The sequence below is a fragment of the Neptuniibacter sp. QD57_21 genome (assembly GCF_047778075.1).
Lineage (GTDB): Bacteria > Pseudomonadota > Gammaproteobacteria > Pseudomonadales > Balneatricaceae > Neptuniibacter.
Map to the genome: position 1 here is coordinate 3430061 of NZ_CP180549.1, position 25512 is coordinate 3455572.

The following is a 25512-nucleotide window of genomic DNA, read 5'->3' on the forward strand; positions in this document are numbered from 1 at the left end:
TTTAATTGCTTCCAGTGTTACTTGATTTCAACGAGATCGTGAATGTAGCCCCAAGCCCAGAATCCGCATTCTTAGCCGTCAGCTCACCATCGAAAGAACGAATAATGTTACGCGAGATAGATAAGCCCAACCCTAAGCCTTGATCGGACTTAGTGGTAAAAAAAGCATCAAATATAGTGTCTATATTTTGCAGGTCCAAGCCAATACCACTGTCGGTTATATGAATATCCACATAACCTTCTCTTTGGCTAAAGCTGATACTAATAGATTTTTCCTGCTGCTCAGACATAGCATCTATAGCATTAGATAAGAGGTTCACTAGAACTTGCTCTAACTTTAATGCCTCACCCCAAACAAAACCGCTGTAGCGCTCCACAGACAAATCTACTTTATAGTTTGTGATCTGGGGCCCTACCACAACTAAAGCGGCATCAAGGCATTTAGACCATTCACACCAAGCTAATGAAGACTCTTTATTCCGACTGAACTGTTTTAACTGTGAAACAATTTTATGCACTCGCTCAGTCATATCCTGAATGGTATTAAGTGTTGCTCTAGCTTGCTGGTACTCGCCCTTATCAAGTAATCGCCGACAGGCAGCTATATAAGCATTCATAGCACTGAGTGGCTGATTGATTTCATGATTGATCGAAGCTGACATCTGCCCAATCGTAGCTAGCTTAGTCGACTGCATAAGTGCTTTATGCGCTTTATCTAACTCATCAGTGCGAACCGATATCTCCTGTTCTAGCGCCCTGCGGGTATACAGCAACTGACGATAGCCAGCAAAGCGTCGATAAAGGTAGAACGCCAAAACAAAGACCACGCTATACCCCAGCGAGAGCCAAATCATAAAATTGGTGACTTGATAGCCCACCGTTGCCGCGGGGCTAAACGTAACCAGCTTAAGACTCATGCTAGGCAAGCTGGATTCACCATAAAAATACAAACCCTGCTCGGCCTCGGCGTACTCTATTTGCCACTGCTGCAAATCAGCAAGTGCATACTTTCTTTTGCTGTTATTTAAGATACTTTGCGTCAGGTCGAGGTAACGCTGGCTCTCTTGAATCTGCGCCCAACTCAATTCTTCGCTCTCGCTGAGCTGCTTGAGGCGCCAGAATGGATGATTAGACATAAAGATGACATTGTCAGGCCCATATACCATAAACTTTGTAGAATGCTGGCCAGACAGCCATTCTGTATCCTGTTCAAATCTGGAAACATCTACTTTTACAGCAGCAACACCGATGATTTTTTCGTCTACGTAAACCGGAGAGGAAAAAAAGATGCCACGTTCTTTAGAACGCACACCTAGGGCGTAATACGTCGAATTCTGACCCTTTATTGCCTGCTGAAAATAGGGACGGAAAGCGAAGTTGCCGCCAATAAAACTCGATGCGTTTTGAAAGTTACTTGCAGCAACAACATCGCCTTTCAGATCGAGCACATACACTTCACTTGCACCGGTCGTTTTTGCGATATCAAGTAACAGTAGGCTTAATTCCTGCGCTCCAGTATTGAACTGCAGTAGTTGACGAATTTGGTAATGGTTCGTTAACAGCTCTGGAATATGTGCATAACGGGCAAGTTCTTTATTGAAATAGGTACTGACATTTTCAGCTTCATTCTTCACTTTTTGATCAAGTTCGATATAAAGACTTCGCTGAAAAAGAGAAACGCCAACAGACAGAGTAAGACCTAGACATACGAGGTAAATTAAGAATACAAATAAGATTTTCCTGTCTCGCATACCAGAGCCCATACATTATTACCCGCATACTATGCCGTAATAACTATTTTAAATCATCGTGCGCAGGGTATCTTGATGTTATAGAACGCTCTTAGTGCATTGTTTAATGCTCAAAAAATACAAAAAGCCCTGCTAGCAAAACTAGCAGGGCTTTTTTAATATGTCTTTTTCTATCTGGCTACTGCGTTAGCAGGCAAAACCCCAAAGGGTGTCGAAATCCAGATTTTCCCAGCCGTCTTCGCCATCGTGAATCCAGAATGCGCCACAGCATTCACAGCGATAGATCGAGCTTTCAGGGATTGAGCTAATTAGCTTTAGGTCAGCATGTGGAAAGCCGAGTCTTTCTTGCTTCTCACAATTACTGCAGGATCTTTTGTCATCTTCCATGATCTTGTACCTAAGTTTTTTACCTAGTTAAGCTTACTGAATAATACTCTATGTGAAACTAGGAAAAATTCTTAATTTCTTAAATTCCGAACAGAAACCTATATTTTTTTATAGTTTTCTACAGACACAAAAAAACCGGCCTAAGCCGGTTTTTTTTAGTACCCCAGTGTCGATTAAGACAGTGGGTAGTTGTCTGGTAGTGGCAGACGAGCAACACCAGAATCGATCGCTGCTTGAGCAACTGCAGTAGATACAGCACCCAGTAGACGAGAGTCTGTTGCTTTAGGGATGATGTAATCACGACCGAACTCTAGAGAGTCTAGACCGTAAGCATCAAGTACTTCTTGAGGAACTGGAGTCTTAGCCAGATCAGCAAGAGCGCGTACAGCTGCTTCTTTCATCTCTTCGTTGATTGCAGTAGAACGAACGTCCATTGCGCCACGGAAGATGAATGGGAAGCCAAGTACGTTGTTTACTTGGTTAGGGAAGTCAGAACGACCTGTCGCCATGATAACGTCATCACGAGTTTCGTGAGCAAGCTCTGGGCGAATCTCTGGATCTGGGTTAGCACATGCGAATACAACTGGGTTAGCAGCCATTTTAGATAGCTGTTCAGCAGAAAGCAGGTTAGGACCAGATAGACCAACAAATACGTCAGCACCGTCGATAGCATCGTCTAGAGTGCGCTTGTCTGTTTCAGACGCGAACGCTGCTTTCTCTGGAGTTAGGTTTTCACGGCCAGAGTGGATAACACCCGTACGGTCGATCATGTAGATGTTTTCAATCTTAGCACCCATGTTCACTAGCAGCTTCATGCAAGCGTGAGCTGCAGCGCCAGCACCTAGGCATACGATTGAAGCTTCTTCTAGCTTCTTGCCAGCAACTTCTAGTGCGTTGATCATGCCAGCAGCTGTTACGATAGCTGTACCGTGCTGATCATCGTGGAATACAGGGATGTTACAACGCTCGATCAGAACACGTTCGATTTCGAAACATTCTGGAGCTTTGATATCTTCTAGGTTGATACCACCGAAAGTGTCCGCGATGCGCGCAACAGTGTCGATGAATGCCTGTGGGCTTTCAGCGTCAACTTCGATATCGATAGAATCAAGGCCAGCGAAGCGCTTGAACAGCAGTGCTTTACCTTCCATTACTGGCTTAGAAGCCAATGGACCTAAGTCACCTAGACCTAGAATTGCAGAACCGTTAGAAATTACTGCGACTAAGTTACCTTTAGCCGTGTAACGGTATGCATTTTCAGGATCTTTTGCGATTTCACGAACCGGCTCTGCTACACCCGGGCTGTACGCCAAGGAAAGATCACGCTGAGACTCAGCGTCTGTAGACAGTTCCACACTGATTTTACCTGGACGTGGGAACTCATGGTAATCAAGAGCGGCTTGTTTCATATCATCAGACATAGCTGCTGTTCCAATCTAGTTAAAAAGTCGAACACAGAACTATATAGAAAACAGATTTGTCGAACAACTATTCCGCACCTGCAACAGGCTTTTTTTCTTTAGGTTAAACCTAAAGTACTAAAAAAACCTGCAAGAAGTCGCATAAAGATAGGAATATTGTTTAATGATCTATATGTGCAGAGTGGCTAATAGTCATCAACCAAGGTTGGTAGTGTGCAGGTGCGTTATGACTTTTTGGCTTAATCCAGCCCCTTACTGTAAGGGCTTTACCCTCAAAATCTTCAATTTTTGCCTTGCCTCCTAGCTGCTCTGCAACAATAGGGCTAAATTTTACGGCTAACTCGTCACCAATCTCTAAAATCCAACCAGAACGGATCTTTTTAACCGCTGCCACTTTACCCTTTAAGATTCTAAAGCCTGATTCACGATTTTTTAGCGAAGCCACATCTCGAATCGGAGTTTGATTCCACAACCCAAGCTTGGCATCTACCGCACGTAGTTCTGCAGATTTAAGGCAATCAAGGTAAGCAAGATTTGGCGGTACCGCTATATGGTAGGCCAAACCGTTCTCAAGCAGAGATTCTCCAGCATGCTGGCCATCAGCATAAAGATGAGCCAACCAACGCTTGTAGCGATCTTTTGGCTCTTTACCGACCACTAACGCTAGATCAGCACCTTTTAACAAGGTTTTCAGATGAGTGGTTGCTTGATCAGCATAAGCTTCAGCAGGTTTGTCTTCCTTGGCAGTTTCTGGGGTATTAAGACCGATAAGACGAACACGACGACCATCGGTCAGTTTTACTGTATCGCCATCATAGATATGCGCAACGCTTACCGTTTCAGCATGATGAGGTTGTTCACACTGAGCTGCGGTAACAGCAGCACTGTAACCAGAAACAAAAAAGGCGCACCACAATGGGAGCGCCTTTTTCAAAATTCTCATAAGTGACATCACTTATTTTTTCATGCCGCGGCCGCCAAAACGCTTGTTGAAGCGATCGATACGACCACCAGAAGTAGCTTCTTTCTGCTTACCAGTGTAGAACGGGTGGCAAGAAGAGCAAACGTCCAAGTGGATGTCTTTGCCCAGAGTGGACTTAGTTTTAACAACGTTACCGCAAGAACAAGTAGCGTTAATTTCTGCGTATTCCGGGTGGATACCAGCTTTCATGATAAACCTCATTAGATTCATGCCGCCACCTGATCTTCTGCCAGGCACCGCATTGATTTAAACTACCAGCAAAATAACTGGTACGTTAAGTAGGCGGCGAATTATACGCATCGATATAATGCTGCGCAACTTAAAACCGTTTAAAAAGTGAGCAATTTAAGCATATATGAGCATTTTACGGCTTGCCATTCCTAGCCCCCTACGCAGACTGTTCGATTACCACTGCCCGGAAGGGATCGATCCCCTTTCATTAAAGCCCGGTATTCGCGTTCTAGCCCCGTTTGGGAACAGAGAAGTCATTGGTATTTTAGTCGAGGTGGCGCAAAGCAGTGAGTTTGATCATAACAAGCTTAAAAGTGCCTCACAGATCTTAGATGACACACCGCCTCTGCCTGCTCACCTGTTTAAACTGGCACGTTGGTCTGCAAGCTATTATCAACACCCCGAGGGCGATGCCCTACAACAAGCACTACCGGTTTTACTGCGTAAAGGTCAAGCCTGCGAATATCAGCACGAAACTTTATGGCGCGCCACCGAAGGCGCTTGCTTAAGTACTATCAAGAGCAACGCTAAACGCCAATTGGAGGCATTGCAGCTATTACTCGATCATCCCCAAGGAATCAGCGGCGATGCTTTCCGTGCAGAAGGCGGGCAGTCCGCCACCCTTAAAACCTTACAAGAGAAGCAGCTCGCCGAATCATTTAAGCGCGAACATAAACAACACACAGGTCCGATTCTGCATGAGTCACCTCTTCCTTTAAATGAAGAGCAAGATAATTGCGTAAAGCAGATCGCTCAATTTGATGGTTTTAATGCCTGTCTATTAGAAGGTGTCACTGGCTCAGGTAAAACCGAGGTTTACCTGCAAGCGATCGAAAAGATAATTAATGAAGACAAACAAGCCTTAGTACTCGTACCCGAAATTGGCCTGACACCGCAAACCGTAGCGCGCTTTCAGCAACGCTTTAGCGTACCTATTGTTGCCCTGCACTCCAATTTAACCGATCGCCAACGCTTGGATGCATGGTTACAAGCGCGCGAAGGCATTGCGAGGATAATTATTGGTACCCGTTCGGCTATTTTTACGCCGATGAAAGCGCCCGGCATCATTATTATTGATGAAGAGCATGATGCTTCGTTTAAGCAACAAGACGGCTTCCGCTACTCCGCTCGCGATCTGGCGGTCGTTCGTGCCCGTTCGGAAGAGATCCCTATTGTTTTAGGCAGTGCCACACCCTCTTTAGAGACGCTACAGAATGCGATCGAAGACCGCTATCACTGGCTCAAGTTGACTCAACGCGCGGGTAACTCATCTCCTCCTGAATTCAGGTTGTTGGATATCCGGCAGGAGAACTTATCAGATGGCCTGTCGCCGCAATTGATACTGAATATAAAGAAGCACCTAGAAAGCGGCACTCAGGTTTTGGTGTTTTTGAATCGCCGTGGATTCTCGCCGACGTTAACCTGTCACGATTGCGGCTGGATAGCAGACTGCACCCGCTGTGATGCCCATATGACGTTGCATCAACGTCCTGCGCATCTGCACTGTCACCACTGTGACAAACAAGCCGCTATTCCGCATCGCTGCCCTGAATGTAATAGCGATCAACTGCAGCCGGTTGGCGTAGGAACTGAGCGCAGCGAGCAAGCACTGCAGAAGCTTTTCCCGAACTTCCCGGTGATTCGTGTCGACCGCGACAGTACCCAGCGAAAGAACGCGATGCAGGAGATCATGAATCAGGTAAACAGTGGCGCCCCCTGCATTTTGGTCGGCACGCAGATGCTCGCCAAAGGGCACCATTTCCCACGGGTTACGCTGGTCGCAATCATTAATGCCGATAGCGGCTTATTTAGCGCTGATTTCCGCGGTATGGAGCGTACAGCACAGTTAATACTGCAAGTTGCTGGACGCGCAGGCCGTGCAGACCATGCGGGTACAGTCATGATGCAAACCTACCACGCAGATCACCCAACCCTGCAAACACTGGTTCAGCATGGTTACAGCGCATTCGCGCAAGAGGAGCTGCATAACCGTAAAATGGCGCAACTACCGCCGTTTACGCACTACGCATTGCTTCGCGCAGAAACCACACAAAATGGTCGAGCCGAATCATTTTTGAGTGCGATTAGACAGCAGTTGGAAGATGACATGCTGCTACCACAAGATGCCCATTGGATCGGACCTTTCCCAGCACCTATGGAAAAACGTGCGGGTATGCATCGAGCACAGCTGATGATCTATGCGCAAAATCGTAAAGCGCTTCATCAGTTATTAGCCAACCTGTGTTGGTATCTGGAGCAAAATAAAGAGTCTCGAAAAGTACGCTGGTCTATAGATGTCGATCCAGCGGATACTTTTTAAGCAGATCTCGCCTTTCAGCTCTTAACATAGGCAGATTTTACAGGGATAATACGCGGTTCTTCTGAAGCCCCATCCGATCAAATTGATCGACCTTGGGCTCACCGACTTACTTCAAACGGTATTTGTACGCTAATGAAAGAGATAATTGCAGAGCTGATTGACTCCGCCCTGAAGACACTGATTGAAAATGGCACTTTGCCTGCCGACGTAGAACCTAAAATCATGGTGGAAAACACCCGTGATAAATCTCATGGTGACTACGCTTCTAACATCGCTCTGACATTAGCTAAACCAGCTCGCTGCAACCCTCGCCAACTGGCTGAGAAATTGGTTGACGCACTACCAGCATCAGACAACCTAAAACGCACAGAGATTGCGGGCCCAGGCTTCATCAACTTCTTTATCAGTGGTGCGTCTACTAGCTCTCTGTTGAAAAACATTCTGGAGCAGAAGAACAACTACGGCCGTAACAATAACGGCGAAGGTAAAAAAGTTCAGGTTGAGTTTGTATCGGCAAACCCGACTGGTCCTCTGCACATCGGTCACGGTCGTGGCGCAGCAGTAGGTGACTGCCTATGCCGCATCATGGAAGCGAACGGTTGGGATGTGACACGTGAGTTTTACTACAACGATGCTGGTCAACAGATCAACAACCTAGCGCTGTCGGTACAAGCACGCTGCAAAAACCTAACACCAGATGATCCAAGCTGGCCTGAAGATGGTTACCGCGGTGACTACATTATCGACCTAGCGAACAGCTACATGGCTGGCGATACGGTTGAATCTGAAGACCAGTCTTTCACTGGCGCTAAAGATGCAGATGATCTGGAATCTATCCGCCACTTCGCTGTTGCTTACCTACGTCGCGAACAGGATCTAGACCTTAAAGCGTTTGCAGTAGATTTTGATGTCTACTTCCTAGAGTCTTCTCTATACGCAGAAGGCAAAGTAGAAGCTGCCGTTCAAACGCTGATCGAAAACGATTTCACATACGAAGATGGCGGCGCACTTTGGTTACGCACAACGGACTTTGGCGATGACAAAGACCGTGTAATGCGCAAGAAAGATGGCGGTTACACTTACTTCGTACCCGACGTGGCTTACCACCTTGATAAGTGGCAGCGCGGTTTCGACACGGTTATCAACGAACAAGGTGCCGACCACCACAGCACGATCACACGTGTACGTGCAGGTCTTCAAGCACTTAAAGCAGACATCCCTCAGGGCTGGCCTGACTATGTACTTCACCAGATGGTTACCGTTATGCGCGGTGGTGAAGAGGTTAAGATCTCCAAGCGTGCAGGTAGCTACGTAACCCTACGCGACCTAATCGACGAAGTAGGCCGTGATGCAACACGTTACTTCCTAGCAGCACGTAAGTCTGACAGCCATCTAACCTTTGATATCGACTTGGCGCGTTCTCAGTCTGCTGATAACCCTGTTTACTATATCCAGTACGCTCACGCGCGTGTTTGCTCTATCTTCCGCAAACTAAGCGAAGGCAACTTGGAGTGGAACGAAGCTGAAGGCATCGCTGCACTAGATAAGCTAGAGCTAGAATCTGAAAAGAACCTAGTGATCAATCTGGGCAAATACCCAGAAGTGGTTAAGAATGCAGCCAATGCACGTGAGCCACACCAGATCGCTAACTACCTGAAAGATCTAGCGGCAGAGTTCCACACTTACTACAACTCAGAGAAGACTCTAGTAGAAGATGCGGATGTACGTAACGCGCGTCTAACACTGGCTGTAGCAGTACGTCACGTACTAGCAAACGGTTTGGATCTACTAGGCGTATCTGCACCGGAGCAAATGTAAGTAGATGGCATCTCGTAAGGATTACGCCAAAACCAAGCGTGGTAAAGCTTCAGCTAGCCGCGCTAAGCCTGCCCCAAAGAGAGCCCCTGCTAAGCAGAAAAAGCGCTTTCCTACTGGGCTACTGGCGTTAACCTTATTGCTGCTGGGCGGCCTTGGTTACGGTTTATATAACCTAACTAAGGTTGATCCTGGCGAAGCCAGCACGCCACTGGCCAACAGCAAGCCTAAGCCTGCTCAGACGACTGAAAAGCCGAAACCAGCTCCATCAAAGCCAGTTAAAAGTCAGGCACCGGTGGTTGAGAAGTCGACAGCGTCAACTGATAAGAGCCGTTTCGAATTTTACGAAATGCTTAAAGAGAGCGAAGTTGAAGCACCTAAGGATGTGTATAAATCCACGCCGAAAGATGCCAAAACTCAACATAAGTATCTGTTACAAGCCGGCTCATTTAAGGCCAAAGCCGATGCCGAGAGAATGCGCGCTCAGTTGATACTACTTGGACTGCCAAACGTCCACACCAATATCAGCACCAGTAAAGACGGCACCCAATGGTATCGGGTGCGTGTCGGCCCATTCGATAACCGCTCGCGCTTATCTAAAGCCTACGACAAATTGGTTCAGCAAAATATCCAGCCTTTGCGAATCAAACAGTAAAAGCTAAAAGCCCATCCTTAAGTCGATGGGCTTTTTGTTTTTACAGCCTTGAAATTCATCTCTTAGTCACCATCTTTCTTTAAACCTATAAAGAAACAGTGCAATACGCTTCATCGATTTATAGCGCACTGTTTAAGATTCACTCCCATTAGGAGCAGATAATGACAACGATAGTATCCGTACGTCGTGGCGATAAAGTAGTTGTAGGCGGTGATGGCCAAGTATCGCTAGGCAACACTGTAATGAAAGGCACTGCACGTAAAGTTCGCCTTCTGCCTAAGCACGATGTAATTACCGGTTTTGCCGGCAGTACCGCTGACGCAATTACCCTACTTGATCTTTTTGAAGCTCAGCTAGAGAAACACCAAGGCAACATTTTCAATGCCGTTGTAAGCCTAGCGAAAGAGTGGCGCGGTGACCGTGTGCTGCGCAAACTTGAAGCACTTATGCTGGTTGCTAACAAAGAAAAAACGTACCTAATCTCGGGTAGCGGCGACATTATTGAACCAGAAGATGGCGTTATCGCTATTGGTTCTGGCGGCAACTTCGCTTTGGCTGCTGCACGCGCCCTAACCGACAATACTGAGCTTTCTGCTAAAGATATTGTTGAGAAGAGCCTACATATCGCTGCTGGTATCTGTGTATTTACCAACGGCAACCTGACTATCGAAGAACTTGATTCAGTTCAGTAATCCAGCCACAGGAGCTAAAAATGTCTAACATGACACCACGTGAAATTGTATCCGAGCTGGATCGTCACATTATCGGCCAAGACGAAGCAAAACGCGCAGTAGCTATCGCACTTCGTAACCGCTGGCGTCGTATGCAACTTGATGATGAGATGCGTACTGAAGTAACCCCTAAAAACATCCTGATGATCGGTCCTACTGGTGTAGGTAAAACTGAGATCGCACGTCGTCTAGCAAAACTAGCTAACGCACCGTTCATCAAAGTTGAAGCGACTAAATTTACCGAAGTCGGTTATGTTGGTCGTGACGTAGAAACCATCATCCGTGACTTGGTTGATATGTCGATCAAGATGCTGCGTGAGCAGGAGATGGATAAAGTACGCTTCCAAGCTGAAGAAGCAGCAGAAGAGCGTATTCTTGATGCCCTATTACCACCAGCACGTCCTGCAAACTTTGGCGAAGAACCTACTCGCGAAGACAGCGCTACGCGTCAGGTATTCCGTAAGAAACTACGTGAAGGCCAACTAGACGATAAAGAAATTGACATCGAAGTGGCTCAGCCACAGATGGGTGTTGAGATCATGGCACCTCCGGGCATGGAAGAGATGACTAACCAACTGCAAAGCATGTTCTCTGGCATGGGCGGTGGTAAGAAACAGTCTCGCCGTTTGAAGATCAAAGATGCTTTTAAAGCCCTAACCGATGAAGAAGCAGCGAACCTTGTTAAAGAAGATGAGCTGAAACAATCTGCAGTTGAGCTAGTTGAACAGCACGGTATCGTCTTCCTAGATGAGATCGATAAAGTCTGCAAAGGTGGCTCTAACAGCAGCGGTGACGTATCTCGTGAAGGTGTGCAGCGTGACCTGCTGCCGCTAATCGAAGGCTGCACAGTCAGCACTAAGTACGGCATGATCAAAACAGACCACATTCTGTTTATCGCATCCGGTGCATTCCACTTAGCTAAGCCATCTGACTTGATCCCAGAGCTGCAAGGTCGTCTGCCTATCCGTGTTGAGCTAAACGCTCTAACACCAGAAGACTTCCGCCGTATTCTGAAAGAGCCAAATGCGTCGCTGACTGATCAGTACACAGCGCTACTTGGTACTGAAGGCGTGAGCGTTGAGTTTACGGATGAAGGTATTCATCGTGTCGCTGAACTGGCATTTGAAGTAAACGAAAGCACAGAAAACATCGGTGCACGTCGTCTACACACAATGATGGAACGCCTACTAGAAGAGCTTTCTTTTGCTGCATCAGACTGCTCTGGTCAGACTATCAAAGTAGACAAAGCTTTTGTTGATCAGCAGCTTAGCGAGCTAAGCAAAGATGAAGACCTAAGCCACTACATCCTGTAATTAGGACCCTGTAACTGGGAGTAAGATGATGTCTAAAGCACCATTACCGACACAGATTAAGCTGCACAAGAAGTCTCGCACGCTGGAATTAAGCTATGAGGATAAAACCTTTGAGCTAAGTGCCGAGTACCTGCGCGTGCACTCTCCATCTGCTGAAGTGCGCGGCCATGGCATCGGCAATGGCGTGCTGCAAACTGGCAAAAAGCTGGTAGGCATTAAAGAGTTGATACCTAGCGGTAACTACGCTCTAAAGATTGTATTTGATGATGGTCATGATAGCGGTATCTATACTTGGGACTGCCTACATGACCTTGCCTACAATCACGACCAGTATTGGCAAGAGTATCTTCAGAAACTAGCAGATGCTGGCGAATCACGCGATGGCGGTATGATCGCTATCGGGCGATAAACATCCTACATCGTAAACAAACACTAAAAAGGGCTATTCATTAATAGTCCTTTTTTATTTCTGGGTCACCTCAACCGAAAATAATCCCTTTTCAATCGCAGACAATTTCAGCGGATAAGGTTAAAATCCCCCTCTAATCTAAGATTTTCAGGACATCCGGATATGGCAGATCAACGCAACGACAACACCACTCACTTTGGCTATGAAAATGTCAAAACAGAGGAAAAAGTACAGCGTGTTGCTGATGTCTTCCACAGTGTTGCTGGCAAATACGATCTGATGAACGATCTAATGTCCGGTGGCGTTCACCGTCTTTGGAAACGAATCACTATCGAACAAAGTGGCGTTCGCACAGGTAACACTGTCCTAGATATCGCAGGCGGAACCGGCGATTTGACCATGCGTTTCTCACGCCTTGTGGGCCCTACAGGTAAAGTTGTTCTTGCTGACATCAACGACTCTATGTTGAAAGTTGGCCGTGACAAGCTGATGGATAAAGGCGTAACAGGCAACGTTGAGTTTGTGCAAGCAAACGCTGAAGCCCTGCCATTCCCTGATAACACCTTCGATGTGATCACAATCGCATTTGGTCTTCGTAACGTAACCGATAAAGATGCGGCGCTACGCTCCATGGCACGTGTACTTAAGCCGGGCGGTAAATTGATGGTATTGGAGTTCTCTAAAACAGATAACCCACTACTAACCAAAGCGTACGATTTCTACTCGTTCAACATCCTACCGCATATGGGTTCTGCAATTGCTGGCGATGCTGATAGCTACCGCTACTTGGCTGAGTCAATCCGCATGCACCCAGATCAGGAAACACTGAAAGGTATGATGCAGAATGCGGGTCTGACAAACTGCCGCTACCAGAACATGACTGGCGGTATCGTTGCGCTACACACAGGTATCAAGCCTTAATCGCTTTTTAGGATCGAACTCATGCTCGAGATGCTTCAAGCTACCCTATTCACGACTGCAGAAACGGTATGCAACCAACTGCTTAAACGTGACCCGGTTACCCTGCAACATCTTGAGCGTCTCACTGGCAAAGTGATAGCGATTGAGTGCACTTCACCTGCACTTAACCTTTACCTACTTCCTAATGCCGATGGTCTTCAGATCCAATCGGTCTACAACGATGAACCGACCACCACGCTTCGTGGTAACGCCGCCGACTTTATCACTCTTCTAACGAGCAAAGACAAGTCTGATGCGATGTTTGGTAAGACGGTTCAGGTTAGCGGTGACAGCGCTTTAGCTACCCGCTTCCAACAGATTCTGAGCGACGCTCAAATTGATTGGGAAGCGATGCTAGGTGATGTGATTGGCGACCTTCCTGCACACCAAGTAGCTCTGTACACAGCTTGGAAAGCTCAGTGGTATAAAAACAGTGCTTCTAGCTTTATCCACAACTTGGATGAGTTTGTGAAAGAGGAAGTAAGGTTTATCCCTACACGTCCAGAGATGGACTTTTTCACCAATGAAGTTGAGCAACTTCAAGAGAGAGCTGAGCGACTGGCCGCTCGCGTTGAACAAACGCTGGCAAAGCATAAAGCTTAAGTTACCAACGTCTGCTTCATTCGTCCTGAATTAGAACGGCTTTACGACAACAAAGATCAAAATTGGAATAAAGATCAGTAACGGCAATTCGTTAAACAAACGGAAGTAGCGACCACTGCGATCTAAAGTCCCCGCTCTCATTTTGTTTAAGTACGCTTTACACCAGAAGTGATAGCCGATCAGCAAGCCGACAAACGTTAGTTTTGCATGCATCCAGCCACCGCCAATACCGTAGCCAAACATCAGCCATAAGCCTAGGCCTAAGGTGAAGATCGCCATAATGCTCATAAAGCCGTAGAGCTTACCGGCCATGATCTCTAATCGAGCAACATCCTGCCCTGCTTCACGCCCTTCAACGTAATGAACAAAGATACGTGGAAGGTAAAAGATACCCGCCATCCAACTGGTCATTGCAAGAATATGAAAGACTTTTATCCACAAAAACGACATACAAATTCCTTAGTAACCTAGCAGCGGATAAAGCTCTCCGCGCTTAACAATTTTATGAGCAGATTGAATCGTACCGTCACTCTGCCATTCAGAGATAACTTTCTTCAACAGAGGTAAGGCTTGCTCTTCGGTCATACCCGGTTTAAGAACCGGCTGATAGAGCAACTTGAGCAGAAGGTAATCTAAACCAGATAGCAATGTCTCTGGAGTACGATCATTAAAAATAGAGGGATAAACCTTTTCCGAATCATTCGGCAAGCCCATCACCTGCGTGATCTCTTCAACGATACAGGTCACTAATTTGCCATGCATCCTAGCCTGATCAACCGGAATAATTACCGCCGCTTGATCGATCTCATAGCGGCCATTCACTCGGAAGTTCGCCATACAAACCGCACCATGAACGATCTTTTCCGCACGCTTACCAAAGAGCTCACCCACCTGACGTTTCCACAAAGACTGCTTAGTGAAAACCATAATCAAGTTAGCGTCCTGTTTACGACTGACGGTCTTAATCGATAAACCGGTGATTTCGGACAGATGTTTGAGGTGCATATTTACCAAACTGGTATGCACCTCAGCGTCGGGCACTTGGTGATCCAGCCACACCCGAATTGGTTTATTCCAGCGTCTGACCATACGCCCTTGAAGGCTGTATTCATTGCGCAGCGCCACCTCTTTGAAGGCCTGAAGAATAAACTCAGGCTGCTGCCAGCGAACCGCAGGATCGACTGCCGCCGCAGGTAAGGTAAATAGCGCGCTGAATAACGCAATAAACAGAACGAAGCTTTTCACGTATTACACAGCTTCTGTTGTTACGGAAAGAAGACCTGTCAGTTCTACCTGCAGTTTATCTCCAGGTACCACTGGGCCTACACCTGCAGGCGTGCCGGTTAACACTACATCACCCGGCTCAAGGGTAAAGAACTCACTGGCATGACTAAGAAGCGGCAACACTTGATTCAACATAGCTGCACTGTTGCCCTGCTGACGGATCTCACCGTTAACGGTCAATTTGATCTCTACGTCTTGTAGATCGGCAACTGAACTTGCAGCAATAAAAGGAGATAGTGGGCATGAACCATCGAACGCTTTCGCCTTCTCCCACGGATGACCTTTCTCTTTTAGCTTTCCTTGAAGATCACGCAAAGTTAGATCTAACCCTAAGCCTACGCCGCTAATCGCCACTTTCGCTTCTTCTTCAGATGCATTGCTCAGTTTAGAACCAATAAGAATCGCCATCTCCGTTTCAAAATGAACAGAACCATGCCCTTGCGGCACAGTAAACGGCTGAGTCATATCAACCACACTCGTAGCGGGCTTGATAAACAACATAGGCTCGGTAGGGATAGGATTATTCAGCTCTGCAGCATGATCGGCATAGTTACGACCGACACAAATCACTTTACCCGTTGGCAGGTTTACCAAATCTCCGTCGACATTACTGTGTTGATAGCTCATAGGTACTCCTTTAATTGTCGTGGGGTGAAGTTTACCCCCCTGCCGCACAGCGCTCCAGTTTTACGCTTGTTTTATAGTAGAGCATTAAACTGGATAGCAACGTAATCAGCAGAATAACTAAAGATCCAAAGACCACACCATCCCAGCCCCACGAGTGCCAAAACGGGTCTAAATAGAAGCCACCGCTACTAGCCCCCAGATAGTAGAACAGCAGATAAATAGACGAAGCTGTCGCTCTAGCGTGCAATGCAGTATGGCTAACCCAGCTACTTGCACAGGAATGCGCTAAGAAGAAACCAAAGGCGCTGACCAAGAAGCCTAAAATGATCGCCCATAAACTACCCTGAAGAGTCAGCAGCGTACCGGCCATCAAGATAATGATCCCCATAGCCATGACTAATGGCTGCGGAATATTTTTAGCAATACGCCCAGAAAACGCAGCGCCCACCGTACCACTGAGGTAAGTCAGGAATAGTAATCCAAGCAGCCCCGCCGATAGGTAATAGGGCTCATCGGCCAGCAGAAATGTCGCATAGCTGTATTGGTTGATAAAGATAAAGAAGTTAAGTCCGCCAACGATATAAGCGAGTAACAACAGAGGGTTAGAAAGATGCTGATAGGCATCTTTCATCATCTGCATTGGCACGACCTTTCTTGCACTGAAATTCTCTGATGGCGGTAACAACCAGACAAACAGACATAGACAGAAGAAGCTAATAAAGGTCATCAAGGCGAATGCTTCCTGCCAGCCGAACAGTTCACCGGCAAAACCACCTATAAGACGCCCACCAATTCCCCCTAAAGTGTTGCCGCTGATATACAAACCGACTGCGGCAATTAAGCCTTTTTTTGTGAACTCATCGCCCATATAAGCGATCGCGATAGCCGGCAAACCCGCTAAGCAAATACCTTGTAATGCTCGCCAGAACAGCAACCACCTGAAATCAGATATCTGTGACAAAACAAAACTACAAAGCACTGCCCCGCACATAGTCATCAGCATCAACCGCGTGCGTCCAAGGGCATCAGATAGGGGACCAAACACCAACAAAGACAAACCCAAGGTCAAAGTAGTCACTGTTAAGCTCCAACTGGCTAATAGTGGACTAATCTCAAACTCCTCCGCCAACATCGGTAGCAAAGGGTGCGTGATGTAGAGATTGGCAAACACCATAAAAGAGCCTATGCATAAGGCCATAGTTGCGCGCCAAAATTGACTTGTACCTGCTTCGATCATGTTCCACCTCTAATTCGTGGTGGAAGACTAGCAATCGCAAAGCCATCATAAAAATATATACTTCTTATAGCTTTGATAAGAAAATATGATGATGGATATAAAACACCTACGCTATTTCAAAACCGTTGCCGATCTCAACAGCTTTACTAAAGCCGCTGAAAAGCTACACATTGCACAGCCTGCGATGAGTATGGCGATCAGAAAGCTAGAAGAAGAGTTAGATTTAAAACTACTGCATCGATACGATCGTAAAATCAGCCTAACTGATGAAGGTGAACACCTTTATCGCCATGCCAATAAGATTTTACAGGCGACCGAAGATGCCATTTTGGAGATGCAGGAGCTAAAAGGCTTACTCAAAGGCGAAGTCCGTGTAGGCATACCAAGCATGCTTGGCTCTTATTATTTCCCACCTATTTTGATGGCGTTTCGGCATCGTTATCCACAACTGACATTAACCGTTATTGATGGCGGCGCAGGCAAACTGCAGCGACTGTTAGAGCAAGGGGAACTCGATCTAGCAGTTATCGTAGATAAATCTATCCCTAGTAAGAACCTAGAATCCAAAGTCTTTCTGCAAGAACAGATGATGGTGATCTCACCACTCGACCACCCCTTTGCCAGTTTAGAAAGCGTTGAATATTCACAACTCTTTGCGGAAGAGCTGGTGATGTTTAATACCGGCTTTTTCCACCGTAACGTAGTCGATGATCTCGCAGCACAGGCAGGTATTACGCCCCAAATTAGTTTTGAGACTAATTTGATCCCTCTGATTAAATCAATTGTTAAACAAGGGTATGCCATCTCAACCCTGATGGCGATGGTGATCGAAGATGAACCTGAATTAGTGGCACGCCCTTTCACAAAACCGGTCTGGTTGGATCTTTCAATCGCGTGGCGCAAAGATGGCTATCTATCTCAGGCCAACCAAACCTTTGTCGATTTTGTTTTGGAAAACAGTCCGATTAAATCCTGAAATTTGCAGCGATTAACATTTAATTTTATGATTCGCGCAAATTTTAGGAGATCAAACATGCTGAACGTAAACGAATACTTTGACGGCAAAGTAAAATCTATCGGCTTCGAAAACAGCGAAGGTAAAGTAACTTCTGGCGTAATGGCACCAGGCGAATACGAATTCGGCACAAGCGAAGACGAACTGATGAAAGTAGTTAGCGGTGAGCTAATCGTTAAACTACCTGGCAGCGAAGAGTTCCAGTCTTTCCCAACAGGCACTGAATTCAAAGTGGCAGCAAACCAGAGCTTCCAACTTAAAGTTGAGCAAGCAACTGCTTACCTTTGCTTCTACGGCTAAGTAAAAACTAGGCTTCTATATTCCCAATATAGAAGCCTTCCCCTCCAAATACCCGCTTTATACAATCCACCTCATCTCAAGATGAATATTTTTCCGCCAATCTGAGCTTATCATTCATCCTTTTCAACTTTGGCTGTGCTAATATTCGCGCTTAATTTTAAAGCATTTAAACCTGTGGCCCTCCTAAACTCTAGGAAAAGCCACGCAAATTAAAGAGCTGCACACCATGAGCCAAACAACCTCTCTCGATAAAAGCAAAATCAAAATTTTGCTTCTGGAAGGCGTACACCAATCTGCGGTGGACACTTTTAATCAGAATGGTTACACCAACATCGAATTCTTAACTGGTTCCCTACCAGAAGAAGAGTTGATTGAGCGTGTTAAGGACGTTCACTTCATCGGTATCCGTTCCCGTACTCAGCTAACTGAAGAAGTATTTGAAGCTGCTGAAAAGCTAGTAGCTGTTGGTTGCTTCTGTATCGGTACTAACCAGGTAAACCTGGAAGCCGCAACGATGCGTGGTGTCGCAGTATTTAATGCTCCATTCTCTAACACTCGTTCTGTTGCAGAGCTAGTGATCGCTGAAGCAATTCTTCTGCTTCGTGGTGTTGCAGAGAAGAATGCTAAAGCTCACCGTGGTGAGTGGCAGAAATCTGCTAAAAATTCTTACGAAATCCGTGGTAAAAAGCTAGGTATCGTAGGTTACGGCAGCATCGGCTCCCAGCTAAGTGTTATTGCTGAAGCGATGGGCATGCAAGTGTTCTTCTACGATGTAGTGACTAAGCTACCACTAGGTAACGCGACTCAGGTTGGCTCTATGAAGGAGCTGCTAAACATGAGTGATATCGTTTCTCTACACGTACCAGAAACGCCAGCAACGAAAGATATGATGGGCGAAGCTCAGTTTGCTGAGATGAAACAGGGTTCTATCTTCCTTAACGCTGCTCGCGGTACGGTTGTTGTAATCGATGACCTATGTAAAGCACTAGATTCTGGTCGCCTACTAGGCGCGGCTATCGACGTATTCCCTGTTGAACCACGCACTAACAATGATGAGTTTATCTCGCCACTACGTGAGTATGACAATGTAATCCTAACTCCACACGTAGGCGGTTCTACGATGGAAGCTCAGGAAAACATCGGTTACGAAGTAGCAGAGAAGTTGATCAAGTACAGTGATAACGGCTCTTCTATCACGTCTGTTAACTTCCCAGAAGTTGCTCTACCAGAGCACCCACACGTTCACCGTCTACTTCACGTACACAACAACGTGCCGGGCATTATGTCTGCGATCAACACTGTATTCTCTGAAAACAGCGTTAACATCAGCGGTCAGTACCTACAGACTAACGAGAAAGTTGGTTATGTAGTGGTAGACGTTGATGCAGATTGCTCAGCGGTAGCACTAGAAAACTTGAAGCAGATCGAAGGCACAATCCGTTGCCGTCGTTTGTTCTAAGTTGATCTGATTTGATCAAAACGGGTAGCCTCAGGGCTGCCCGTTTTCGTTTTCCCAGCGTTTAAATATCGATTCAATCTGATTAAATACCTGATCTCGGTATTGCGGTGTTTCATTCACCAGATGATGTTTAGCCTCATCAATCAACGTTAATTCCATCTCAGGATAAAGCCTGCCCAACACTGCCATATTGTGCTGCCAATCAACCGTGCTATCGAGGGTTCCTTGAATCATGTGGATGCGCCCCGACACAGGCAGATGCGCTTCGATCCAATCCCCCCACGCCAACATAGCACCCACCCAACTCACAGGGATTTCGCGGTGTTGCAAACAATCCCCTTCTCGTAGAAAGCGAATAAAGTCATCGTCATGAGAGTTTTGGCTATAACGTCTCGGCACACGCCGTAATACGTATTTCAGCCAGAGAAATTTTCGTTGTATGCTGCGCCACAGGCTTGGCCTTACTAAGGGCGCTAACAGCACTCGTTCACCCAAAGAAGGCATGGTTTGATCGGTAAACAGGAGCTGATGCGCCATCACCACCGCACCACCAGTGCTCTGGCCAACTAAATGAATGGGGTAAGATAGCTCCTGATCCAAACTCGCCAATAGCTCCGCAAGTTGAGTCGCATAGTGTTGAAAATCATCCACTGCCAACGGATCGCCATCGGATAAACCATGACCGCTCAAGTCGTAACAAAGCAGATCAAACCCGCTTTTCAATAGGTCATCAATCAGGTGTTGATATAACCCGACATGGTCCATATAGCCATGCACCAACACAACTGTTCCGCGGTTACTGCATCGATCTAAAACAGAGAAAGACTGCAGCGTCACTGCGATCTCATCAAGCGCTATACGACCAATTCGATAATTGGATTTTTCGGCGATATCTAACAAGCCATAACAAGCTAAATACGTGCGAACACTTTCGCTGGGAATTCCAAAACCCGTTTCAATATAAGGCATTAGCCCTTTCACAAGGAGATCACGATCAAATAGAGCCATAAACACCACCTTAGGGACTTAGCCACACAACTTAGGTGATCATTTCTTACTTAACCTTAGCTAAAACCACAGCCATTCGCTCAATTTATACCGAATATAAGGCCCATTTATCATACTTTTGGGTCGACTTAGGCGACAATAAGACACCATTGCGCTACTGTGCGATGCACAAATTTAGCTGCAAATTAATCGACAGCGATCATTCACTCAGCTACCGGTAGCCTCGCACCGGAGCTGGCAGAATATTTACTGGGGCAATTCATTATGAGTCAAAGAGTACAGAGTGGCGGTCTTCAGGTTGCACAGGCTCTATACGATTTCGTTAACAACGAAGCACTGCCAGGCACTGGCGTAACTAGCGAACAGTTCTGGGCTGGCTTTGATGCCATCGTTCACGACCTGGCGCCAAAGAACCGTGACCTACTAGCTAAGCGTGATGCTATCCAAGAGCAGATCGATGCATGGCACCGTGAGCGTCAAGGTCAGGCTTTCGATCTAGAAGCATACAAAGGCTTCCTATCTGAGATCGGTTACCTATTGCCAGAAGGCGAAGATTTCGAAGCGACTACTTCAAACGTTGACCCAGAAATGGCGACAATGGCTGGTCCTCAGCTAGTAGTACCTGTAATGAATGCTCGTTTCGCACTTAACGCAGCTAACGCACGTTGGGGCAGCCTATACGACGCGCTTTACGGTACTGACGCAGTATCTGAAGAAGGCGGCGCTGAGAAGTCTGCTTCTTACAATCCAGCTCGTGGCGCTAAAGTTATCGAAGCTGCACGTACTTTCCTAGACACAGCGGCTCCACTAGCGGCAGGTTCTCACAAAGATTCTGCAGGCTACAGCATCCAAGACAACAAACTTGTTGTTGTAATGCGCGATGGCAGCGAAACTACGCTAGCACAAGCAGAAAAGTTGATCGGTTACACTGGTGAAACAGCTGCTCCGACTTCTATCCTATTCAAAAACAACGGTCTGCACTTCGAAGTACAGATCGACCGTGAAAGCCAGATCGGTAAAGATGATGCTGCAGGCATCAAAGATATCGTGATGGAAGCTGCTCTAACAGCGATCATGGACTGTGAAGACTCTGTAGCAGCAGTAGACGGCGACGATAAAGTTGTTATCTACCGCAACTGGTTGGGTCTGATGAAAGGCGACCTAACAGAAGAAGTTAGCAAAGGTGGAAAAACTTTCACTCGCTCTATCAACGCTGACCGTGAATTCACTGCACTAGACGGTTCTAACCTTGCGCTTAAAGGCCGTAGCTTGATGTTCGTACGTAACGTTGGTCACCTAATGACTAACGAAGCTGTACTAGACAAAGATGGCAACGAAGTTCCTGAAGGCATCATGGACGGTGTTGTAACTACGCTTATCTCTATGCACGATATGCAGGGTAAAGGTAAGTTCAGCAACACAACTACAGGTTCTACATACATCGTAAAACCTAAGATGCACGGTCCAGAAGAAGTTTCTTTCGCTAACGAACTATTCGCTCGTATCGAAGACATGCTTGGCCTAGAACGCTTCACTATGAAGATGGGCATCATGGATGAAGAGCGCCGTACAACTGTTAACCTGAAAGAGTGTATCCGCGCTGCTAAAGAGCGTGTTGTATTCATCAACACAGGTTTCCTAGACCGTACAGGTGACGAGATCCATACATCTATGGAAGCTGGCCCAATGATCCGCAAAGGCGACATGAAAGCTGCTGCATGGATCGGTGCTTACGAGAACTGGAACGTAGACAACGGTCTTCTATGTGGCCTACAGGGTCGCGCTCAGATCGGTAAAGGTATGTGGCCAATCCCTGATCAGATGGCTAACATGCTTGAAGCTAAGATCGGCCACCCAATGTCTGGTGCTAACACTGCATGGGTTCCATCTCCAACAGCCGCTGTTCTTCACGCGACTCACTACCACCAGGTAGACGTATTCGCACGTCAGGACGAGTTGAAAGTACGCGATCGCGCGAACCTAGACGACATCCTAACTGTACCAGTTGAAGCTAACCCAAGCTGGACTGCTGAAGAGATCCAAGAAGAGCTAGACAACAACGCACAGGGCATCCTAGGTTACGTTGTTCGCTGGATCGACCAAGGTGTTGGTTGTTCTAAAGTGCCTGACATCAACGATGTTGGCCTAATGGAAGACCGTGCAACACTACGTATCTCTAGCCAGCACATTGCTAACTGGTTGCGCCACGGCATCTGTTCTGAAGAGCAGGTAATGGAAACGCTTAAGCGTATGGCTGCTGTAGTAGATCGCCAGAACGAAAACGATCCTCTATACCGCCCAATGGCTGGTAACTTCGAAGACAGCGTTGCGTTCGCAGCAGCGTGCGAACTAGTAATCGAAGGCTGCGTACAGCCAAACGGTTACACTGAGCCAGTTCTGCACCGTCGCCGTATCGAAGCAAAGGCTAAATTTGGCGCATAATCAGCCAAATTAAATAGCTTTAAAACTAAAAAGCCGTGCTGAAAAGCGCGGCTTTTTTGTTTAGGTCGGCCCTCCTTAAAATAGGTTACACTGATAGCATTCTTAGCCTTTGTGAATAACCTATGTCAGAAGCTCTCCAACTTGCCGAATTCATTCGCTCTCATCCCAACCTTGTTGTCCTGACAGGGGCTGGCGTAAGTACAGATTCAGGCATTCCCGCGTACCGAGATGCTAAAGGTAACTGGCAGCACTCTGCCCCAACCCAGCATAAAGAGTACATGGAGAGCCACTACGCCCGTCAGCGCTACTGGGCACGTAGTTTGATCGGTTGGCCTGCCATTAGGGATGCCGAGCCGAGCGCGGCTCACACAGCACTCTCTGAGCTAGAAACAATGGGATTTATTCGCTTACTGATCACACAGAATGTCGACCGTTTACACCAGAAGTCCGGCAGCCAAGCCGTTATCGATCTTCATGGTCGGTCTGATCGAGTCAGCTGCATGAGTTGTGCACAGAATTACGATCGCAAAGATATCCACAAGCATACAGAAGCGATCAATCCCCATTTCGAGATCCCTGAAGCTCCCCTTCGCCCCGATGGTGATGCCGATCTAGAAACACATCTATTTGAAAATTTTTCTATACCTGAATGCCAAGCATGCGGAGGAATTTTAAAACCAGATGTTGTCTATTTTGGTGATAACGTCCCGAAAGAACGTGTGTTTAGTGCCTTGGATGCACTAGAAGATGCCGATGGTTTACTGAGTATTGGTAGTTCTCTGATGGTCTATTCAGGCTATCGTTTCTGCAAACGTGCCCATGAGTGGGGAAAACCGATCTGTTCTTTAACGATTGGGGTAACGAGGGCAGATCCACTTCTGGATCTAAAGCTGGACGCTCCGATTTCAGAGACGCTGAGCGAAGCGGTAGAGATACTAAAACAAGAAGATTAAGCAGGGACGGCTAGATCAAAATCCATGTCGTCTAGATGTTCTTTCATTACCTTACGTGCCATGCACACACACTTACCGCACTGGCTACCAACGGCAAGCTCTTTGTTTAGATCACGTACGCTTCGCGCGCCTTGATCTACGGCATCACGAACATCACTACAGGTAATATTTTCACAAATACAAACGAACATTGAAACAATAACCAATCTCAATTAAATCGGGTAATGATAATAATTATCAAATAAGCAACTTTCAATACATTTAACGAGAATCTTGTTGAAAATTATTCTCATTGAACTGCAATTATTGAATGCTCTTCATAACTCGCCAACTAATTGATTTACTTATTAAATTTATTTTCCAAAATCACACAATAAAAAACTGGTTATTTATTATACAGAATCGCAATGAGAATCTAACGCATTAATCTTTGCAACCTATTGTTTTATAAGGATTTTTTTTGATTTAAGTCATTTTATAAACTAGACTCTTGATCACTTTGAAATTGCTAACCCACACATAGCTGGGCGGTTATTACTAAAGGAGATCCCCCATGCAAGGCGACAAACAAGTCATTAGTCACCTGAACAAGGTTCTGACAAGTGAGCTCACTTCAATCAACCAGTTCTTTCTTCACGCACGTATGTACAAGAACTGGGGCCTAGATGAGCTAAACGGGAAAGCTTATAAAAAGTCCATCAAAGATATGAAACAGGCAGACGATCTAATCGAGCGCATTCTGTTTTTGGAAGGACTACCTAACCTACAACAGTTAGGTCGACTACGCATCGGCGAGCATACTGAAGAGATGCTGCAATGTGATATGGATTTCCAATTGGAGCAACTGACAATTTTGCGTGGAGCGATCGCTTACTGCGAAACGGCGCAAGACTACGTCAGCCGCGATCTGCTGGAAGATATCCTAGAATACGAAGAAGAGCACGTAGACTGGATCGAAACTCAGCAATACCTAATCAGGAATGCAGGTATCGAAAACTACCTGCAATCTCAGATTTAACGGGAGAAGACAATGAAAGGTAATCAAAGAGTCATTGACGCACTAAACGGCCTGTTAGCGATGGAACTAGCAGCAATGGATCAATACTTCATCCACTCCCGTATGTACGATGATTGGGGCTTACATAAGCTGTACGAGCGTATCGATCATGAGTTTGATGATGAGAAAGGCCACGCAGCTGCATTGATTGAGCGTATGCTGTTCTTGGAAGGTACGCCAGATATGACCACCCGTGATGGTTTTAAAGTCGGCACTGACGTTCCTTCAATGCTTGAGTCAGATCTTCGTGTTGAATATGAAGTAGATAAAAAGCTTAAGGACGCGATTAAAGTCTGTGAAGAAGAGCAAGACTATGTCAGCCGTGAAATCCTAGAGAAGCTTCTGGAAGACACCGAGGAAGATCATGCGTACTGGTTGGAGAAACAGTTAGGTTTGATCAAAAAAATCGGTCTGCCAAACTATCTCCAGTCTCAGATGGGCTAATAAGCTTATCCACTAAGATCATGCAAAGGCGCTGTTTATCAGCGCCTTTTCTTTTCCTACCATGAACCTGCAGCCCCTGCCTTTTTGCGATAAAATTAACCCATAACTT

General features: G+C 46.4%; 26 protein-coding genes. 15 read left to right on the forward strand and 11 right to left on the reverse strand.

The window, feature by feature from the left end; genetic code table 11:
• Nucleotide 1: 1 nt before the first annotated feature.
• The 5 genes from ACMXYS_RS15645 to rpmE all read right to left on the reverse strand — a co-directional run bounded on the left by ACMXYS_RS15645 (nucleotide 2) and on the right by rpmE (nucleotide 4729).
• Nucleotides 2–1750, reverse strand: a complete 1749-nt coding sequence (locus tag ACMXYS_RS15645) for an ATP-binding protein (protein ID WP_415882624.1) — start codon at nucleotides 1748–1750, stop codon at nucleotides 2–4.
• A 186-nt stretch (nucleotides 1751–1936) separates the two neighbouring features.
• The gene (locus ACMXYS_RS15650) at nucleotides 1937–2137 is read right to left on the reverse strand and encodes a hypothetical protein (RefSeq protein ID WP_415882625.1); all 201 of its coding nucleotides are present in this window, start codon (nucleotides 2135–2137) and stop codon (nucleotides 1937–1939) included.
• Nucleotides 2138–2310: 173 nt separating this feature from the next.
• Entirely contained in the window at nucleotides 2311–3558 is a 1248-nt protein-coding gene (locus tag ACMXYS_RS15655) for a malic enzyme-like NAD(P)-binding protein (RefSeq protein WP_415882626.1), read from the reverse strand.
• Nucleotides 3559–3718: 160 nt separating this feature from the next.
• On the reverse strand, nucleotides 3719–4501 hold the full coding sequence (locus tag ACMXYS_RS15660; protein WP_415882627.1) for a thermonuclease family protein: 783 nt from the start codon (nucleotides 4499–4501) through the stop codon (nucleotides 3719–3721).
• A gap of 12 nt (nucleotides 4502–4513) precedes the next feature.
• On the reverse strand, nucleotides 4514–4729 hold the full coding sequence (rpmE, locus tag ACMXYS_RS15665; protein WP_415884686.1) for a 50S ribosomal protein L31: 216 nt from the start codon (nucleotides 4727–4729) through the stop codon (nucleotides 4514–4516).
• Between the two features lie 166 nt (nucleotides 4730–4895).
• Here rpmE and ACMXYS_RS15670 point away from each other — a divergent pair, with 166 nt between their 5' ends.
• From ACMXYS_RS15670 to ACMXYS_RS15705, 8 genes are all read left to right on the forward strand, one after another.
• Nucleotides 4896–7091, forward strand: coding sequence for a primosomal protein N' (locus ACMXYS_RS15670; RefSeq protein WP_415882628.1), 2196 nt, complete (start codon nucleotides 4896–4898; stop codon nucleotides 7089–7091).
• Between the two features lie 132 nt (nucleotides 7092–7223).
• Nucleotides 7224–8909 carry an arginine--tRNA ligase gene (argS, locus tag ACMXYS_RS15675; protein ID WP_415882629.1) on the forward strand — a complete coding sequence of 562 codons (1686 nt, stop codon included), beginning with the start codon at nucleotides 7224–7226 and terminating at the stop codon, nucleotides 8907–8909.
• A 4-nt stretch (nucleotides 8910–8913) separates the two neighbouring features.
• Nucleotides 8914–9561 carry an SPOR domain-containing protein gene (locus tag ACMXYS_RS15680; RefSeq protein ID WP_415882630.1) on the forward strand — a complete coding sequence of 216 codons (648 nt, stop codon included), beginning with the start codon at nucleotides 8914–8916 and terminating at the stop codon, nucleotides 9559–9561.
• A gap of 161 nt (nucleotides 9562–9722) precedes the next feature.
• A complete protein-coding gene (gene hslV, locus ACMXYS_RS15685; RefSeq protein WP_415882631.1) occupies nucleotides 9723–10253 on the forward strand; it encodes an ATP-dependent protease subunit HslV in 531 nt (176 codons plus the stop codon).
• Between the two features lie 20 nt (nucleotides 10254–10273).
• On the forward strand, nucleotides 10274–11605 hold the full coding sequence (gene hslU, locus ACMXYS_RS15690) for an ATP-dependent protease ATPase subunit HslU (RefSeq protein ID WP_415882632.1): 1332 nt from the start codon (nucleotides 10274–10276) through the stop codon (nucleotides 11603–11605).
• Between the two features lie 28 nt (nucleotides 11606–11633).
• Nucleotides 11634–12014, forward strand: a complete 381-nt coding sequence (locus ACMXYS_RS15695) for a gamma-butyrobetaine hydroxylase-like domain-containing protein (protein ID WP_415882633.1) — start codon at nucleotides 11634–11636, stop codon at nucleotides 12012–12014.
• A gap of 162 nt (nucleotides 12015–12176) precedes the next feature.
• On the forward strand, nucleotides 12177–12935 hold the full coding sequence (gene ubiE, locus ACMXYS_RS15700) for a bifunctional demethylmenaquinone methyltransferase/2-methoxy-6-polyprenyl-1,4-benzoquinol methylase UbiE (protein ID WP_415882634.1): 759 nt from the start codon (nucleotides 12177–12179) through the stop codon (nucleotides 12933–12935).
• A gap of 21 nt (nucleotides 12936–12956) precedes the next feature.
• Nucleotides 12957–13577, forward strand: a complete 621-nt coding sequence (locus ACMXYS_RS15705) for an SCP2 domain-containing protein (protein ID WP_415882635.1) — start codon at nucleotides 12957–12959, stop codon at nucleotides 13575–13577.
• A gap of 30 nt (nucleotides 13578–13607) precedes the next feature.
• Here ACMXYS_RS15705 and ACMXYS_RS15710 read toward each other — a convergent pair whose 3' ends face one another.
• From ACMXYS_RS15710 to ACMXYS_RS15725, 4 genes are read right to left on the reverse strand one after another with little or no spacing between them, the layout of a single operon-like run.
• Nucleotides 13608–14027 carry a CopD family protein gene (locus tag ACMXYS_RS15710; protein ID WP_415882636.1) on the reverse strand — a complete coding sequence of 140 codons (420 nt, stop codon included), beginning with the start codon at nucleotides 14025–14027 and terminating at the stop codon, nucleotides 13608–13610.
• A gap of 9 nt (nucleotides 14028–14036) precedes the next feature.
• Nucleotides 14037–14822: a DUF2927 domain-containing protein gene (locus ACMXYS_RS15715; RefSeq protein WP_415882637.1), complete on the reverse strand. Its 786-nt coding sequence runs from the start codon at nucleotides 14820–14822 to the stop codon at nucleotides 14037–14039.
• 3 nt (nucleotides 14823–14825) lie between these two features.
• Nucleotides 14826–15488: a fumarylacetoacetate hydrolase family protein gene (locus ACMXYS_RS15720; protein WP_415897083.1), complete on the reverse strand. Its 663-nt coding sequence runs from the start codon at nucleotides 15486–15488 to the stop codon at nucleotides 14826–14828.
• A 31-nt stretch (nucleotides 15489–15519) separates the two neighbouring features.
• Nucleotides 15520–16725, reverse strand: coding sequence for an MFS transporter (locus ACMXYS_RS15725; RefSeq protein WP_415897084.1), 1206 nt, complete (start codon nucleotides 16723–16725; stop codon nucleotides 15520–15522).
• A gap of 91 nt (nucleotides 16726–16816) precedes the next feature.
• Here ACMXYS_RS15725 and ACMXYS_RS15730 point away from each other — a divergent pair, with 91 nt between their 5' ends.
• From ACMXYS_RS15730 to serA, 3 genes are all read left to right on the forward strand, one after another.
• Entirely contained in the window at nucleotides 16817–17701 is an 885-nt protein-coding gene (locus ACMXYS_RS15730) for a LysR family transcriptional regulator (RefSeq protein ID WP_415898266.1), read from the forward strand.
• A gap of 57 nt (nucleotides 17702–17758) precedes the next feature.
• Nucleotides 17759–18040 (forward strand): pyrimidine/purine nucleoside phosphorylase, encoded by a 282-nt coding sequence (locus tag ACMXYS_RS15735; RefSeq protein WP_415882641.1) that lies wholly within the window; start codon nucleotides 17759–17761, stop codon nucleotides 18038–18040.
• Between the two features lie 226 nt (nucleotides 18041–18266).
• Nucleotides 18267–19499 carry a phosphoglycerate dehydrogenase gene (gene serA / locus ACMXYS_RS15740; protein WP_415897085.1) on the forward strand — a complete coding sequence of 411 codons (1233 nt, stop codon included), beginning with the start codon at nucleotides 18267–18269 and terminating at the stop codon, nucleotides 19497–19499.
• 30 nt (nucleotides 19500–19529) lie between these two features.
• Here serA and ACMXYS_RS15745 read toward each other — a convergent pair whose 3' ends face one another.
• Nucleotides 19530–20507 (reverse strand): alpha/beta hydrolase, encoded by a 978-nt coding sequence (locus ACMXYS_RS15745; protein WP_415897086.1) that lies wholly within the window; start codon nucleotides 20505–20507, stop codon nucleotides 19530–19532.
• Between the two features lie 264 nt (nucleotides 20508–20771).
• Between ACMXYS_RS15745 and ACMXYS_RS15750 the strand changes: the two genes are divergently transcribed.
• Entirely contained in the window at nucleotides 20772–22949 is a 2178-nt protein-coding gene (locus tag ACMXYS_RS15750; RefSeq protein WP_415897087.1) for a malate synthase G, read from the forward strand.
• Between the two features lie 122 nt (nucleotides 22950–23071).
• A complete protein-coding gene (locus ACMXYS_RS15755) occupies nucleotides 23072–23902 on the forward strand; it encodes an NAD-dependent protein deacetylase (RefSeq protein ID WP_415882654.1) in 831 nt (276 codons plus the stop codon).
• On the opposite strand, the gene ACMXYS_RS15760 is transcribed toward ACMXYS_RS15755, so the two are convergent.
• Nucleotides 23899–24093: a (2Fe-2S)-binding protein gene (locus ACMXYS_RS15760; protein ID WP_415882655.1), complete on the reverse strand. Its 195-nt coding sequence runs from the start codon at nucleotides 24091–24093 to the stop codon at nucleotides 23899–23901. The genes ACMXYS_RS15755 and ACMXYS_RS15760 overlap by 4 nt on opposite strands.
• Nucleotides 24094–24455: 362 nt before the next feature.
• On the opposite strand from ACMXYS_RS15760, the gene bfr (ACMXYS_RS15765) reads away from it, so the two are divergent.
• Both bfr (ACMXYS_RS15765) and bfr (ACMXYS_RS15770) read left to right on the forward strand, forming a co-directional pair.
• Nucleotides 24456–24920 carry a bacterioferritin gene (bfr, locus tag ACMXYS_RS15765; RefSeq protein WP_415882656.1) on the forward strand — a complete coding sequence of 155 codons (465 nt, stop codon included), beginning with the start codon at nucleotides 24456–24458 and terminating at the stop codon, nucleotides 24918–24920.
• Nucleotides 24921–24932: 12 nt separating this feature from the next.
• Entirely contained in the window at nucleotides 24933–25403 is a 471-nt protein-coding gene (gene bfr, locus ACMXYS_RS15770) for a bacterioferritin (RefSeq protein WP_415882657.1), read from the forward strand.
• Nucleotides 25404–25512: the final 109 nt, after the last annotated feature.